At 62.9% G+C, this 15,364-nt stretch carries 10 protein-coding genes; 6 read left to right on the forward strand and 4 right to left on the reverse strand.

The window, feature by feature from the left end; genetic code table 11:
• Positions 1-39 precede the first annotated feature (39 nt).
• From D0T11_RS08465 to D0T11_RS08485, 5 genes are all read left to right on the forward strand, one after another.
• Positions 40-993, forward strand: coding sequence for an HTTM domain-containing protein (locus D0T11_RS08465; protein ID WP_119655348.1), 954 nt, complete (start codon positions 40-42; stop codon positions 991-993).
• A 122-nt stretch (positions 994-1,115) separates the two neighbouring features.
• Complete coding sequence (locus tag D0T11_RS08470; RefSeq protein WP_119655349.1) at positions 1,116-1,433, forward strand: hypothetical protein; 318 nt, start codon at positions 1,116-1,118, stop codon at positions 1,431-1,433.
• A gap of 12 nt (positions 1,434-1,445) precedes the next feature.
• Positions 1,446-1,991, forward strand: a complete 546-nt coding sequence (locus D0T11_RS08475; protein ID WP_119655350.1) for a hypothetical protein — start codon at positions 1,446-1,448, stop codon at positions 1,989-1,991.
• Between the two features lie 306 nt (positions 1,992-2,297).
• Positions 2,298-3,653 (forward strand): dihydrolipoamide acetyltransferase family protein, encoded by a 1,356-nt coding sequence (locus tag D0T11_RS08480; RefSeq protein WP_119655351.1) that lies wholly within the window; start codon positions 2,298-2,300, stop codon positions 3,651-3,653.
• A 175-nt stretch (positions 3,654-3,828) separates the two neighbouring features.
• Entirely contained in the window at positions 3,829-4,032 is a 204-nt protein-coding gene (locus tag D0T11_RS08485; protein ID WP_119655352.1) for a hypothetical protein, read from the forward strand.
• Between the two features lie 80 nt (positions 4,033-4,112).
• On the opposite strand, the gene D0T11_RS08490 is transcribed toward D0T11_RS08485, so the two are convergent.
• The 4 genes from D0T11_RS08490 to D0T11_RS08505 all read right to left on the reverse strand — a co-directional run bounded on the left by D0T11_RS08490 (position 4,113) and on the right by D0T11_RS08505 (position 14,069).
• Positions 4,113-6,668, reverse strand: coding sequence for an outer membrane beta-barrel family protein (locus D0T11_RS08490; protein ID WP_119655353.1), 2,556 nt, complete (start codon positions 6,666-6,668; stop codon positions 4,113-4,115).
• A gap of 554 nt (positions 6,669-7,222) precedes the next feature.
• Positions 7,223-9,349, reverse strand: a complete 2,127-nt coding sequence (locus D0T11_RS08495; protein ID WP_380283012.1) for a S9 family peptidase — start codon at positions 9,347-9,349, stop codon at positions 7,223-7,225.
• Positions 9,350-9,406: 57 nt separating this feature from the next.
• Positions 9,407-11,242, reverse strand: coding sequence for an ATP-binding protein (locus D0T11_RS08500; protein WP_119655354.1), 1,836 nt, complete (start codon positions 11,240-11,242; stop codon positions 9,407-9,409).
• Positions 11,243-11,375: 133 nt separating this feature from the next.
• Complete coding sequence (locus tag D0T11_RS08505) at positions 11,376-14,069, reverse strand: valine--tRNA ligase (protein ID WP_119655355.1); 2,694 nt, start codon at positions 14,067-14,069, stop codon at positions 11,376-11,378.
• 275 nt (positions 14,070-14,344) lie between these two features.
• On the opposite strand from D0T11_RS08505, the gene D0T11_RS08510 reads away from it, so the two are divergent.
• Positions 14,345-15,295 carry a carbon-nitrogen hydrolase family protein gene (locus D0T11_RS08510; RefSeq protein WP_119655356.1) on the forward strand — a complete coding sequence of 317 codons (951 nt, stop codon included), beginning with the start codon at positions 14,345-14,347 and terminating at the stop codon, positions 15,293-15,295.
• Positions 15,296-15,364 lie beyond the last annotated feature (69 nt).

Raw genomic sequence — 15,364 nt, forward strand, 5'->3', positions numbered from 1 at the left:
CGCTGCCCCTCGTATTCCGCCACTTTATTCCCCCACGCTATGCTTCCCACTTCTGATTCGCTACGCAACTCCATCGGGTTGTCGGTTTTCCGGTGTCTGCTGGCCGGGCTGGTGATGAAAAACATGATTTTCTACCTGCCCATGGCCGATAATCTGCTGGGGGCCGAGGCCATCGTGGATTACGATACTTACCTGGGCACCATGTACGCCCACGGCCTGCACGCGTTCATCTACCCGTTTCATGTGCCCTACGCGCCGCAGTTGTTCATCATCGTCACGTTTGGAGTGGCGTTTTTGTTGTTTTTCGGCGTTTTCGGGCGCGTAACGGCCCTGGTGCTCTGGCTGCTGCTGGTGCTCTTTAAGCTGCGCAACGGCTTCATTCTCGATGGCTCCGATAACGTGATGGAAGTTACGCTGCCCTTCCTGATTCTGGCCGACGCCTACCGCCACAACACGCTGACAACCCGGTCGGCCGGCATCGGCACCGATCCGGGGCCGCTGGCCGGTCTGGGCCGGATTGTGATGCGCTACGCCTCGCTGGCCCTACTGATTCAGGTGTGCTTTGTGTACTTTTTTACGGCCCTGGCCAAACTGCAAGGCGATTTGTGGCTCAACGGTACGGCCACCTACTACACCATGCGGGTGGATGAATTCCGGCAGACCGACTGGAACATTGCCCTGACCCAGAATCACTATTTCGTGGTGCTGAGCACCTACTTCACCATCCTCTGGGAGCTGTCGTTTGCCTTCCTGATCTGGTTCCGCAAAACCAAGTGGCTCGTTATCGGGGGCGGTTTTCTACTCCACCTGGGCATCTGGTACTTTATGCGGATCGATAACTTTTCCTGGATCATGATCGGGACCTACGCCATGTTTATCACCAACCGCGACTATGTGCGGGCCCTGGCCTACGGCCGGCGGCTGGTGGGCTGGCAGACCCGCACCCGGCAGCCGGCTCCCGTGGCGGAGCAGTTGGTTACGCGGGCGGCCTAACGCCGGCCCGCCCGCCGCGCCACTACTCCCGCGCCACTACTCCCGCGCCACTACTCCCGCGCCGGGCCGGCGGCTTTTGGCCGGCTTCCTACGTTTTCCTCCTACTCCTATCCTTTTCTGCCATGCTTACTTTTTTGCTCCTACTCGGCACCCACCTAACGGCAACGCTGCTGGGCCTGGGCCTGCTGCGCCGCCTGTTTCCGCAGCCCTTTCAGCACCCGCAGTCGGTAGCCGACGCCCTGCGCGACCCGCCTTTCCGGGCCTTGCTGGCCCTGGGTATCGTGCTACCCTTCTGGCTCGCCCAGATTGCCAACGCCGGGCTTTTCGACTTGGCTTATTCCTCCGGCCGCTATACCTGGACGCTGGGCGTGCACCTGGCCGTGAGCATTTTCTACTACCAAGCCAGCCTGCGCACGGCCGCGCGGCGCAAGCGCTCCTAACTTCTACTCCCGATGAAAAAAGACTTGCTTCAAACCCTGCTGACCTGGACCCTACTGAGCACGCTGATTTACCTGACCGTGCTCTACACGGTGCTCTACGGTTGGATCGACAACGAAACGGGCCTGTTCCCGACCGATAAACTGCTGCTGCTCCCCATTTTGCCCGGTTTGCTGATGCTGCTGGTGGAAGGCGTGCTGCACACCTTTCCTATCTACCAGCACCGGCTCGATGCCTTCCGCACCGGCGACAACCCGGTCCGGTGGTTCTGGCTGGTGCCCATCCTGTCGGTGGGAATGCTGGTATTCTGCGCCGGCTTCGATTTCCTGTACTGCCACTTCGTAGACGCCGGCATTCCGCACTCCTACGCCGAAACCGTAGCCCAGATTTCCCTCAATAGCGGCCAGGTTCCCAACGACGCGGTGGTGCGCTCATTTGCCCAGCTCCCGTTTTTTGCCCAGAATATTTTTCTCAACGTGATTACTATCGTGCTGGGCAACTTTCTGGCTTTGCTGGTGGGCCGCAGCATTGCCAAACCCCTGGCCGTACAGCTTACCTAATGCCCAATTTTATCTAGCGCCCAGCTCGGCTGGATTCCAGCAGTTGAGCAAGCCCCCACGCAACGCCTAGCACGACCGGCCCGAAGCCGGGATGCGCTGCCCGCTGCGGGGGGCTTACCGGGTGCCGCCAGGCCGGTCCGCCGGGGTGAAGGGCCTGATCGGGCGGCCCCCGGGCCGGACGCAGCGGTGGGAGTCGGGCACTTTTGTTTGGGTGAGTTAGTACCCCGGCGTTGGTCGGCGTTCTGGTTTTCGGTTACCTTTGCCCTACCAACCCCACCCCACCCACCATATCAATATCCCGACCGCATGGCACGAATGGAAATGACGATGCCCAAGATGGGCGAATCCATCATGGAAGGCACCGTTCTCAAATGGCTCAAACAAGTAGGCGACGCCATCGAGCAGGACGAATCGGTGCTGGAAGTGGCCACCGACAAAGTAGATACCGAAGTACCGGCCCTGCACGCCGGCATATTGCAGCAGATTCTGGTGGAAGAAGGCCAGGTAGTGGCCGTGGGCGCGCCCATCGCCGTGATTGAAACCGACGCGGCCAATGCCGGCGCCCCCGCGCCGGCCGCCTCCGATAACGGAGCCGCTGCCGCCACCCAGGTGCCCCACGTACCCGCCGCCGAAACCGCCGCCCCGGCTGCTCAGGCCACTGCTCAGCCCCAGGCCGGCCGCTTCTACTCGCCGCTGGTACTCAGCATCGCCCGCGAGGAAGGCATCAGCATGGGCGACCTGGAATACCTGCCCGGCACCGGCAGCGAAGGCCGCGTGACCAAAAAAGACATCCTCGACTACGTGGCCGGCGGCAAGCAGCCCCTGGCGGCCGCGCCGAGCGCCCAGCCCCAGGCCGCTGCTCCGGCGGCCTCCGCTCCCACGCCGGTAGTTCAGCCAGCCAAAGCAGCCGCACCGGCCGCCGCGGCCCCCAAGGCCGTGCCTTCCATCAGTGGTGGGCAGGAGCTCATCGAGATGGACCGCATGCGCAAGATGATTGCCCAGCGCATGGTGGACTCGAAGCGCATTTCGCCCCACGTTACCTCCTTTGTGGAGGCCGACGTGACCGACATTGTGAACTGGCGCAACAAGCACAAGGACGCCTATAAGAAGCGCGAGGGCGAAAACCTGACCTTCACGCCCATCTTCATTCAGGCCATTGCCCGCGCCATCCAGGATTTCCCGCTGATCAACGTTTCCATCGACGGCGACTACATCATCAAGAAGCGCGACATCAACATTGGCGTGGCCGTGGCCCTGCCCTCGGGCAACCTCATCGTGCCGGTGATTCACAACGCCGACCAACTCAACCTCAATGGGCTGAGCAAAAAGATGAACGACCTGGCCAACCGGGCCCGAGCCAACAAGCTCAAGCCCGAAGACCTGGAAGGCGGCACCTACACCGTGTCCAACGTGGGCTCGTTCGGCAACGTGATGGGCACGCCCATCATCATGCAGCCCCAGGTGGCCATCATGGCCGTGGGGGCCATCAAGAAGAAGCCCGCCGTGATTGAAACGCCCCAGGGCGACCTGATTGGCGTGCGCCACTTCATGTTCCTGAGCCACAGCTACGACCACCGCGTGGTTGATGGCTCGCTCGGCGGCATGTTCGTGCGCCGGGTGGCCGACTACCTGGAGCAGTTTGACCCCAACACCAGCATTTAGAGCTTGGAGCTTGGAGCTTGGAGCTTGGAGCTTGGAGGTGTATGCAGAAGGCCCCGCCGTGGTTACGGCGGGGCCTTCTGTTTGCTGAGAAAATATGCTGTTACCCAGTCCTTGCTCAAGGCAGCCGGGCGGTTGGCCGCCGTATCGGCCGGCTATTCCGTGCTTAACTTCGTGCATGAATAAAACCCTGACCCTGGTGGCGCTACTCGTGGCGCTCGGCCTCATCCTGTTTCTCTACCAACGCCTGCGCACCACCGAAACCGCGCTGGAACGCTCCGAGCAACGGTTCCACGACTGCGAGCAGGTGAGCTTCCAGCTCCAGAACCAGCTCACCCAGGCCACCCGCGGCACCGTGCCGGATAGCCTACGGGAGCGGTAAAAGGATGAGTTGATGTTCAAAAGATCCGTTTGCGTAAGCGTCGCAGGCAGGGCTTTTGAACATCAACTCACCATCTCTCCTTATTGCTGACCGCCGGTATCGGTGCCGCCGCTGCCTTCCTTGAGGTCGTCGTTGCTGATGGCGCGGCGGCGGCGGCGGGGCTGGTCGGTGGTGAGCTTGCCCAGGCGGTAGCTCAGATTGACGCGGAAACCGGCCCGCTTGAGCGCATTCACGCTGTTCTGGTCGAGAACGGCCGACTCAATGTTGCTGCGGATGTTGAAGGTGGGGGTAAAAAAGTTGTCGGCCCCGATGCCGAACGAGCCGCGCTTCTCGGCGAAATCCTTCTTCAGGCTCAGGCTGTAAATGCCGAAACCGCCCTGGTAGCCCTGCAACTGCACCTGCCGCCCCCGGTAGAAGGCGAAGCTCTGGAAGCCCCAGCCGTTATCGAAAGTATAGCTGGCAATCAGGCGGCCGCTGGCCACCCAGCCCGAGTTGCGGGCCGCGAACCGGGCATCGGGGGAGTTGTTGTCGAGCACGGCATAGTACACGTCGGTGCCGCCGCTGAGGGTGAATTTCTTGTTGATGTTGACGTTGGCGCTCAGGCTGCCCCCGTAGGCGTTTTCGGTGCCGATGTTCTGGTAGTTGGTAATAAGGGTGTCGAGGTTGGTTTCGCGCACCGGCTGGATCGACTTGTTGGTGTTGCGCACGAAGGTGGAGAAGCTCAGCGACGTCTGCTTGATGAATGTGTTGTAGGCCAGCTCGTAGTTGTGGGTGTACTCGGGGCCCAGCTCGGGGTTACCAACCGTAACGTTGAGCGGGTTGGCGGCCTGGCGGTTGGGGTTCAGGAACTGGAGCGAGGGCCGCTGAATCCGGCGGTTGTAGGCCGCCTTGAGCAGGTTGCCGTTGGCCAGCTTGCGCGAGAGGTTCACGCTGGGCACCCACACACCATACGACGGAATATCGGGCACCTTCTGTTCGGTTTTAAAGTCGGCGTTGATGGTGGTGTACTCGTAGCGCAGGCCGGGCTTGAAGGTGTAGTTCTTGAGCAGGCTCACCGTGTAGGCCACGTAGGCGGCGGCCACGTTCTGGTTGTAGGTGAACACGTTGGACAGGCCCCGCCCAGCCTGGGGCTGCCCGTTGAGCAAGGTACTGTAGTCGCTGTTCACGCGGCGCACGATGTCCTTGACCCCGAACTCCAGTAGCTGGTTCTCCTTGATGGGCGTCACATAATCCGTCTGCAACGTCATTTCCTCGTTGTAGCTGTCGTTGATGTTGCGCAGCAAGTCGCCCGCACCCCGGCCCTCGCGGATGGCGTTGGTGAAGTTGTTGGTACGCACGTTGCGGCTGTACTGGCCCAGCACGCTCAGCTCCTGACGCGGCTTCTCGAAGGTGCGGATGTAGGTCAGAGTGGCATCCACGGTGGTCGAGTTGTCGAGCACCTTCACGTCGCGGCGGCTGCTGGTAACCACTTCGGGCGTGCCGGTGGCGGGGTTGGCGAAAAACGTGGTGGCCGAGCGCAGGTCGTCCTGGTAGTTGGTGCCGTCGCGCAGGCCCAGCTGCACCGAAGCCGAGAGGAAGTTATACTTGCTGATCTCGTAGTCCCAACCCAGCGCATAGCGCCCGAACACGTTGTTCTGGCGCGTATCGGCCGTCTGAACCGAGCGGCTGACGGCTACGCGGTTGGTGGGGTCGTTGCCGGGCAGGCGGTAGCTGAGCTGGTCGTTGCGGAAGCTGCCGGGCGTGTTGTAGAGGGCGCGCCCGCCCCCGCTCAGCGAAAAGCCCATTTTGCCGGTCCGGTAGGCGGCCGTCAGCCCCAGATTGGCGCTGCGCAAACCGCCGCTCAGGCGGGTATCGAGCGTGAAGCCGCGCAGGTTGTTCTGCTTGGTGACGATGTTGATGATGCCGCCCGAGCCTTCGGCGTCGTACTTGGCCGAGGGCGAGGTAATCACCTCCACGCTCTTGATCTGGTCGGCCGGAATCTGCTTGAGCGCGTCGGCAATGCTGTTGGCCGAGATGGTAGAGGGGCGGTTGTTGATGAGCACCCGGATGTTGCTGGAGCCGCGCAGGCTCACGTTGCCGTCGAGGTCTACGCTGAGCATGGGCACGCGGCGCAGCACGTCGGTGGCGTCGCCGCCCCGGGTGGTTTCGTCCTTTTCGGCATTATAGATGGTGCGGTCCACCTTCTCCTCTACCAGGGCACGCTGGCCTTCCACGCGCACCTCCTTCAGGGCCTGGGCCGAGGAAGCCACGCTGATGACGCCCAGATTCACGGTATTGCCGTCGGCGGTCATCACGATGCCGGGCTTATCCACATTTTTGTAGCCGATGAAGCTTACCTGTACCGTGTAGGTGCCGGCGGCCACCCTTGGAATCGTGAATTTGCCGTTGTCATCGGCCGAGGTGCCATCCACGGGCTTGCCGGTGGCGGGGTTGAGCAGCACCACCGTGGCATAGGGCACGGGCTGCCGGGTAGTTTCGTTGAGGATGGTGCCGGTGATGCGGCCGGTGCCGGCCTGGGCCGGGGCGGCGCCGGCGGGCCGGCCCCCACCCTCGGGGCGGGTGGCCCCGGCGGGGGCCTGGGCCAGCACGGCGGCAGCGTTGCCGGTCAGTAAGATCAGAAGGAAAAACTTTTTCATACGCAAAAGAGAAAGGCGAAAACCGCCGTCAACATCACCACTGGCTAATCCGTCCCAAAGCTACCCGCCCGCCCGGAAATAACCCCGACCAGCCGCGGCGTTTCAGCTACGAAAACCCCCGGAATGTCCGGGCGAATACCGGGCAACCGAGGCACAGACGCAACTTCCGGCCCGGGGTGGCACCAGGGTCCGGAATAATCCGACGTTTCGCTATTCCGCCCCGACCACGGCGCAACCGGCTGCTTAACACCAGGGCTGCGCAAGAGCCGCTGTTCAGCAAGCGCTTTGGAACATCTCATCTGATACCACCAAATTCAGGCTGCGAAGGGCCGCAGAGCAGCTTTTGGTTGGTAGAGCAAGCAGCCCACCAATAAAGTGTGCGCCGCGTAGCGTTGTTTGAAACGGCCGCAGCTTCCGGGCACCGCTACGCGGCCCTCTGCAACGCAGGTTGATCAAATGCGTGCCTACATCCGGCCTAACGCCACTGCCTAACGGGAAAGGGCCTCTACCCTGGCAGGTAGAAGCCCTTTCTGATCAGCGAGCCATCGGCCCGGTTACGATTTCACGCCCAGCAGCAGCAGCAGGAAAGCGAACTGCCGGGCCGTGTCGTGGAGGCTTTTGAAGCGGCCGGAGGCTCCGCCGTGGCCGGCGGCCATGTCGGTGTGCAGCAGCAGCAGGTTCTGGTCGGTTTTTACGGTCCGGAGCTTGGCCACCCACTTGGCGGGCTCGAAGTACTGCACCTGAGAGTCGTGCAGGCCGGTGGTCACGAGCATGTTAGGGTAGGCCTGGGCCTTCACCTGGTCGTAGGGCGAGTAGGAAAGCATATAGTCGTAGAACTCCTGCTGGTTGGGGTTGCCCCATTCGTCGTACTCGCCGGTGGTGAGCGGGATGGTTTCGTCGAGCATGGTCGTCACCACGTCCACGAAGGGCACGGCCGCCACCACGCCCTTGTAGTACTCGGGGTGGTTGTTGACGATGGCGCCCATCAGCAGGCCGCCGGCCGAGCCGCCCATGGCAAACAGCTTATCGGCGGAGGTGAATTTCTCCTCGATCAGGAATTTGGAGCAGTCGGTGAAGTCGGTGAAGGTGTTCTTCTTGTGGAGCTTCTTGCCGTTTTCGTACCACTGCCGGCCCATTTCCTGCCCGCCCCGGATGTGGCAGATGACGTAGGCAAAGCCCCGATCCAGCAAACTCAGGCGGGCGGCGCTGAAGGTGGGGTTCATGGAGTAGCCGTAGGAGCCGTAGGCGTATTGCAGCACCGGGGCCGTACCGTTCTTTTTAAAGCCCTTCTTATACACAATGGACATCGGGATTTTAGTCCCGTCGGCGGCCGTGGCGTAGAGGCGCTCGGTCACGTACTCCTCCTTTTTGAAGTTACCCAGCACGGCCTGCTCCTTGCGCAGGGTTTTGGTGCGGGTGGCCATGTTGTAGTCGAACGTAGAGCCGGGCGTAGTCAGGGACGAATACGCGTAGCGCAGCACGGGCGTATCGAACTCGGGGTTCACGCTGATGGCGGCCGTGTAGGCGGGCTCCCCAAAGTTGAGGTAGTGCTCCTTTTTGTTTTTCCACTCCATCACGCGCAGCTGAAGCAGGCCCTCCTTCCGCTCGCCCAGCACCAGGTAGTCCTTAAACAGCTCCATGTTTTCCAGGAACACGTCGGGCCGGTGGGCAATAACCTCCTGCCAGGCCGTTTTGGCGGTGTTGGAAACGGGGGTTTTCACCAGGCGGAAATTGGGCGCGCCGGCATTGGAGCGCACGTAGAAATCCGGGCCGAAATGCTCCACCTCGTACAAGTGGTCGGGCTCCCGGGGCAGGAACACTTTCAGCGCCCCGGTGGGCTTATGGGCGTCCAGGAACCGGATTTCCGACGACATAGTGCTGCCGATATCGAGCAACACATACTGCCTGGACTTGGAGCGGTGGGCCTGAATGCGGAAGGTGTTGTCCTTCTCCTCATACACCAGCTGGTCCTGGGCGGGGTCGGTGCCCAGGGTGTGGCGCAGGAGCTGGTAATCCAGCAGCGTGGTGGGGTCCTTGCGGGTATAGAAGACGGTTTTGTTGTCGGCGGCCCACACGGCGTTGCCGCTGGTATTGAGGATTTGCTCGGGGTAGAGCTGGCCGGTTTTGAGGTTGCGGAAGCGCAGCGTGTAGAGGCGGCGGCTCACCACGTCCTCGGAGTAGGCCATTACCTGGTTGTCGTCGCTGATTTCCAGGCCGCCAATCTGGTAGTAGCTTTTGCCCTTGCCCAGCTCGTTGCCGTTGAGCAGCACTTCCTCCTTGGCGCTGAGGCTGCCCTTCTTGCGGCAGTAAATCGGGTACTCGGCCCCGGCCTCGAAGCGGGTGTAATAGTAGTAGCCGTTGTCGCGGTAGGGCACCGACTCGTCCTGCTCCTGAATGCGGCCCTTAATTTCCTGGAACAGCGTTTCTTCCAACTCCTTTACCGGGGCCATCTGCTGTTCGAAGTAGGCATTTTCGGCCGTCAGGTAGCTGATAACGTCCGGGTTTTCGCGCTCATTGAGCCAGTAGTAGTTGTCGAGGCGGGTGCCGAAGGGAGATTTGAGTTCTTTGGCCTTGAGGGCCGCCACGGGGGGCTTGGGCATAGCAGTGGAAGAGGTTTGGGCGGACGCGGCCGTGAAAGCCAGGGCGGCGAGGCCGGTCAGGGTGGTACGTAATAGCGTCATCGGAACCGGAGTAGCGGGAGCCTGAAGTACGGAGTTTTCGCCCAGATTTTACCCACTTTACTTCCGCCCCACCGTCATCAGGGGCACCGCCAGCGTGAGCGTGGTGCCGCGGCCCGCAGCCGACTCCAGGCGCAGGCGGGCGTTGAGGTAGCGGGCCCGCCGCCGCAGGTTGTGCATACCCAGGCCGCTATGGTCGGCAGGAGCCGCCACGACGAAGCCCCGGCCATTGTCCTGCACCCGCAACGTCAGCTCGCGGGCCGTACGCTCCAGCACCACTGTCACGGCGGTGGCCCGGGCGTGTTTCACCACGTTTTGCAAAGCCTCCTGCGCAATCCGGAAAACCAGCGTTTCCACCGTGAGTTCGAGCCGCGGTCCCGTTGGCCCCGGCAGGTGCAGCTCCGCCCGCAGCCCCGGCACGGATTGCCCCAGCCGGGTCAGCAGCTCGCGCAGGGCAACGGGCAGTCCGTGCTCCATGAGGGCCACCGGCGTCAGGCCGTGCGAAATGCTGCGGATTTCGCGCACCGATTCATCCACGGTGGTAATAGCGGTGGTGAGCAGCTCCTGGTGCAGGGGTTCGACCAGGGGCAGGCGCTGCTGCAAGGCAGCCAGGTTCATGCGGGCCGCGCTCAGCAGCTGCCCCACGCCGTCGTGCAGGTCGGCCCCTACCCGGCGGCGTTCTTTCTCCTCGATTTGCAGCATTTCCCCCGAATAGCGCCGTTCCAGCCGCTGCCGCTCCAGGGCCAGCTCTGCCACCCGGCGCAAATGGCGGCGGCTGAGTATCAGGTAGCCGATGCCCGTAGTGGCTCCCAGCACTGCCAGCGCCCCCAGCAGCAGCTGTTGCCGCAAACGGGCGGCAGCCTGCTCGCCTTCCTGGGCCATTGCCTGCTGCCGCAGCTCCTCACTGAAGTTGAGGGCCTGCACCTGCACCCGCCGGTTGAGGCTGAACAGACTGTCGCGAATGCCGGTGGCCCGGCGCAGGTGGGCGTAGGCCCGGGCCGAGTCGCCGAGGGTGGCATACTGCCCGGCCAGGTAGTTACTGGCTTCGAGCACTCCCTTGGCGTAGCCGCCCTGCTGGCTGACATGGAGGGCCCGCCCGGCATACCTCAGCGCCGGCTCCGGCTGCCCGTGCTGGCGCGCCAGCCGGGCCAGGCCCAGCCAGGCCTGGCAGAGCGCGTACGAGACGGGCATCCCCCGGGCGCGGTCGATAGCCCGGCGGTAGTATGTTCTGGCCGCCGGTTCCTGCCCCTGGCGGGCCGCAATATCGCCCAGCAGGGCCAGGTCGCCGATTTCGCTATGCCAGTCGTGCTGCTGTAAATCGAGCTGGTAGCCCCGCTCGGTATAGTAGCGGGCCGAATCGAGCTGGCCCAGGTGCAGGTAGGCGTACCCGATGTTCCCCAGAATGGGCGTGAGCAGGGCCGAGTCGGGAATGGCTTCGGCCTGCTGCATGGCCCGGAAGAAATACTGCAAGGCCAGGCGCGGGCTTTGCTGCTCGAGGTGGGCAAAGCCCAGCCCGTTATCGGCGTGGCCCAGCCCGCCGCGGTAGTGAATCTGCTCGGCCAGCCGCCGGGCCTCCACCTGCGACTGTACGGCCGTGGGGTAGTTGCCGCTGCGCAGAAACGCCCACCCCAGCATTAGCAACGAGCGGCATTCGCCCCGCCGGAAACCCAGGGCGTGGGCCAGGCGGCGGCTCCGCTGGCCGTAGGTAATGGCCGCCAGCGGGTTGTAGTCGGTCTGGTCCCAGGCCAGTAGCACGAGCAGGTTGACGCGGTTGGTATCGGGACGGGAAACGGCCAGCAGCTGCCGAAGGCTGTCGGCCCGCACGGTGGGGCGGGCAGCCTGGGCCAGGCCGCCGATACCCCACCAGCCCAGAAGTAGCAACAGGAAGCGTTTCAAGACCTCCAATATATCATACCAGCACGATATTCAACCGGCCGGCCGGCTGAAACAACTCGGATTCTGGCTAAACACAACCGGCCGGCTGCTCCAATGAGCAACCGGCCGGTTGTAAAGTCCGCAGATAAGTGGGCTACATGGCCGCCAGACTCTGCTCCAACGCCGTGATTTTGGCTTCGGTATCGGCCAGCTTCTGCCGCTCGCGCTCCACCAGATCGGCCTTGGCGTTGGCCACAAACTTCTCGTTGGCCAGCTTCCTGAGCACCGAGTCGCGGAAACCCTGGGCGTACTCCAGCTCCTTGCCGAGGCGCTCCTTCTCGGCCCCCAGGTCAATCTGGCCTTCCAGGGGCACAAAAAACTCGCTGCCGCCCGTCACGAAGCCCACCGAAGCGGCCGGGGCAGCCTCCACTACCGAAATATCGGTGAGGGCGGCCAGCTTCCGGATGATGCCGTCGTAGTCCGTGAGCAGGGAGGCGTCGTCGGTTTTAGCAGCCAGGGTCAGGGGCTTGTTAGGGCCCAGACCCTTCTGGTTGCGGATGGTGCGCACGCCGGCCACAACGTCGAGGGCCTTGCTCATGCGGGCCAGTACTTCGGGCGCGCCCGCTACGGGCTGGGCCTTGGGCCAGGCCGCCACGCACACGTACTCTTTGGGGCCGCGCTCCTTCAGCTCGTGCCAGATTTCCTCCGTGATGAAGGGCATGAACGGGTGCAGCAGCCGGAGCAGGGTTTCGAGGAAGCCGGTGGTCAGGCGCAGCGTTTCGGGGTCGATGGGGGCCTGGTAGGCGGGCTTGATCATCTCCAGGTACTCGGAGCAGAAATCGTCCCAGACCAGCTTGTACACCGTCATCAGGGCATCCGAAATCCGGAACTTCTCGAAGTGCTCGTCCAGCTCCGTAATCGTGGCGTTCAGGCGGGCCGAGAACCACTCCACGGCCTTGTCGTTGGGGAACGGCAGGGCCGCATCCACCTCCCAGCCGCTGATGAGGCGGAAGGCGTTCCAGAGCTTGTTGGAGAAGTTGCGCCCCTGCTCCACCAGCTTCTCATCGTAGAGCAGATCGTTGCCGGCCGGGGCCGAAAACAGCATGCCCGTCCGGACGCCATCGGCCCCGAACTGCTTGATGAGGTCGAGCGGATCGGGTGAGTTGCCGAGCTGCTTGCTCATCTTGCGGCCCTGGCCGTCGCGCACGATGCCGGTGAGGTAGACGTTGCGGAAGGGCACTTCCTTGCGGAATTCGAGCCCGGCCATAATCATGCGGGCCACCCAGAAAAACAGGATATCGGGGCCCGTCACCAGGTCGTTGGTGGGGTAGAAATAGTTTACGTCGGCGTTATCGGGGTCCTTGAACCCATCAAACACCGAAATCGGCCAGAGCCACGACGAAAACCAGGTATCGAGCACGTCCTCGTCCTGGCGCAGATCGGTGAGCTGGAGCGCCTCGTTGCCGCTTTGCTCCCGGGCCTGCACCAGGGCTTCTTCGGCGGTGAGGGCCACCACGTAGGTGCCGTCGGGCAGGTAGTAAGCCGGAATCTGCTGGCCCCACCAGAGCTGGCGCGAGATGCACCAGTCGCGCACGTTCTCCATCCACACCCGGTAGGTGTTCTTGAACTTGGCCGGGTGCAGCTTCACGGTGTCGTTTTCCACTACCTCCAGGGCCGGCTTGGCCAGGTGCTCCATTTTCAGGAACCACTGCAAGCTCAGGCGCGGCTCAATCACGGCCTTGGTGCGCTCGGAGGTCTGCACGATGCTGGCGTACTCCTCCACCTTCACCAGGTGGCCGGCTTCCTCCAAATCCTTCACGATGTTGCGGCGGGCCGCAAACCGGTCCTGGCCCACGTAGAGCACTGCCTTTTCATTCAGCGTGCCGTCGTTGTTGAGAATGTCGATAACGGGCAGCTTGTGCTTCACGCCCAGCTCGTAGTCGTTCAAATCGTGGGCCGGCGTCACCTTCAGCGCCCCCGTGCCGAAGTCGATGCTCACGTACTCGTCCAGAATCACCGGAATCTCGCGCCCCAGCAGCGGAATCCGCAGCCTGGCCCCGTGCAAATGCGTGTAGCGCGGGTCGTTGGGGTTCACCGCCACCGCTACGTCGGCCATAATGGTTTCGGGGCGCGACGTAGCCACGGTGAGGTAGGAGTTGTCGGTTGTCAGTTGTTGGTTGTCAGCATTGTTCTGCTGGTCGCCTTCACTAACAACTGCCAACGAATCACTGACAACCTCATACCGCAGGTAGTACATCTTGGCCATCACGTCCTTCGGGATGACTTCCTCGTCGGAGAGGGCGGTCTGGCCCAGGGGGTCCCAGTTCACCATCCGCACGCCGCGATACACGAGGCCCTTCTGGTGCAGGTCCACGAACACGCGCAGCACGGCGTCGGTCAGCTCGGGCTCCATCGTGAAGCGGGTCCGGTCCCAGTCGCAGCTGGCGCCCAACTGCTTGAGCTGCTCGAGAATAATGCCGCCGTACTTTTCCTTCCAGGCGAAGGCGTGCTCCAGAAACTGCTCCCGGGTCAGGTCCTTTTTCTCGATGCCCTGCTCCTTGAGCAAGGCCACCACCTTGGCCTCGGTGGCAATGGAGGCGTGGTCGGTGCCGGGCACCCAGCAGGCTTCCTTGCCCTGCATCCGGGCCCGGCGCACCAGCACATCCTGAATGGTATTGTTGAGCATGTGGCCCATGTGCAGCACGCCCGTTACGTTGGGCGGCGGAATGACCACCGAATACGGCTGCTTGCGGGGGTTGGCCTTGGCTTTGAAAAAGCCCTGCTCCTGCCAGCGCTGGTACCATTTGGCTTCAACGTCGGCGGGGGTATAGGTTTTGGCGATGGACATCGGCGGGAAAGTCAGGTGTAGCGGACAAAAGTAGGAATTTCGGGGCGGGGCGGGCAACCGGCGGCCCCTGCTCCCGGCCGGCGGCCCTTTCAGGAGCCATCATTTCCGCCGGCCGGGCGCTACGGGCTGCTTCGTCCATTAATTATCTTCCCCGAAACAAGTTTCTGCGGGCGTATTCCCTATTTTTGGGGCTTGCGGGAAACCGCCCGCCCGCTTTTTTAGTTGGCCCGGGCCGGCATCCTTCCGTTGTCGGTTTGCCTTTCGTTGATCTTCTGATGGCTCTTTTTTCCTTTCGTAAAGCGCCGGCCGCCACTGCTCCGGTTATCGTGCCCGCTCTGGTGGCGTCCGGCGCGGCCGGGCCGCCGGCGTTTGCCGGCACCGTTCGCATCGGCATGGGCCAGCTGCTGGTGGAAGGCGGCGAACCCGACCGCAACCTGGAGCGGGCCGAACAGATGATTGCCCAGGCCGCCGCCCAGCAGTGCCAGGTGGTGCTGCTGCCCGAAACGCTCGACTTTGCCTGGACCCATCCCAGCGCCCTCACCGAAGCCCAACCCATTCCGGGTCCCTACTCCGACCGCCTGGCCCAGGCAGCCCGCGCCCACCAGCTCTACGTGTGCGCGGGCCTCACCGAGCGCGCGCCCGATGGCCGCGTCTACAACGCGGCCGTGCTCATCAACCCCCAGGGCGAAATCATCTGCAAATACCACAAAATCAACCTGCTCGACGTGGAGCTGCCCTTCTACGCGGTGGGCCAGACGCTTAATGTGGTGGATACGGAACTGGGCAAAATCGGCCTCAACATCTGCGCCGACAACTTCCTCGATGGCCTGCCCATCGGCCACACCCTGGCCCGCATGGGGGCCGAGTTCATCCTCTCCCCTTCTTCCTGGACGGTGGACTACTCCGTAACCGAGGAGCACGACCCGTACAGTGAGAAGTGGGTCAAGCCCTATTCCATCCTGGCCCAGCTTTACAATGTGGCGGTTATCGGCACCACGTCGGTGGGCTATATCGTGGGCGGGCCTTACGAGGGCAAAAAAAGCGTGGGCTGCTCGCTGGCCGTGGACGCGACGGGCATCCGGGCCCAGGGAACGTTCAACGAGTTTGCCGGCCACCTCGTGGTGGCCGACCTGCCCCGCCCGGTCCGGCCGGAGCAGGGCACGCAAATCGGGCGGATGCTGGCCCGCAAAGGCGTGCCGCTTGATACGTTGCCGCTTACGGTGTAATCTTTTACCCGCTCATTATTCTCTCCAGCGTCCCGCAGGGGCTACCCGATCCGACCCATTTCCTGACTG

Origin of the sequence: Hymenobacter rubripertinctus, from assembly GCF_003583925.1 — a bacterium.
Taxonomy (GTDB): Bacteria; Bacteroidota; Bacteroidia; order Cytophagales; family Hymenobacteraceae; genus Hymenobacter; species Hymenobacter rubripertinctus.

Coding starts and splice junctions, on each gene's coding strand:
- D0T11_RS08465 (WP_119655348.1), top strand. CDS start 40: ATGCTTCCCACTTCTGATTCGCTACGCAACTCCATCGGGTTGTCGGTT.
- D0T11_RS08470 (WP_119655349.1), top strand. CDS start 1,116: ATGCTTACTTTTTTGCTCCTACTCGGCACCCACCTAACGGCAACGCTG.
- D0T11_RS08475 (WP_119655350.1), top strand. CDS start 1,446: ATGAAAAAAGACTTGCTTCAAACCCTGCTGACCTGGACCCTACTGAGC.
- D0T11_RS08480 (WP_119655351.1), top strand. CDS start 2,298: ATGGCACGAATGGAAATGACGATGCCCAAGATGGGCGAATCCATCATG.
- D0T11_RS08485 (WP_119655352.1), top strand. CDS start 3,829: ATGAATAAAACCCTGACCCTGGTGGCGCTACTCGTGGCGCTCGGCCTC.
- D0T11_RS08490 (WP_119655353.1), bottom strand. CDS start 6,668: ATGAAAAAGTTTTTCCTTCTGATCTTACTGACCGGCAACGCTGCCGCC.
- D0T11_RS08495 (WP_380283012.1), bottom strand. CDS start 9,349: ATGACGCTATTACGTACCACCCTGACCGGCCTCGCCGCCCTGGCTTTC.
- D0T11_RS08505 (WP_119655355.1), bottom strand. CDS start 14,069: ATGTCCATCGCCAAAACCTATACCCCCGCCGACGTTGAAGCCAAATGG.
- D0T11_RS08510 (WP_119655356.1), top strand. CDS start 14,345: ATGGCTCTTTTTTCCTTTCGTAAAGCGCCGGCCGCCACTGCTCCGGTT.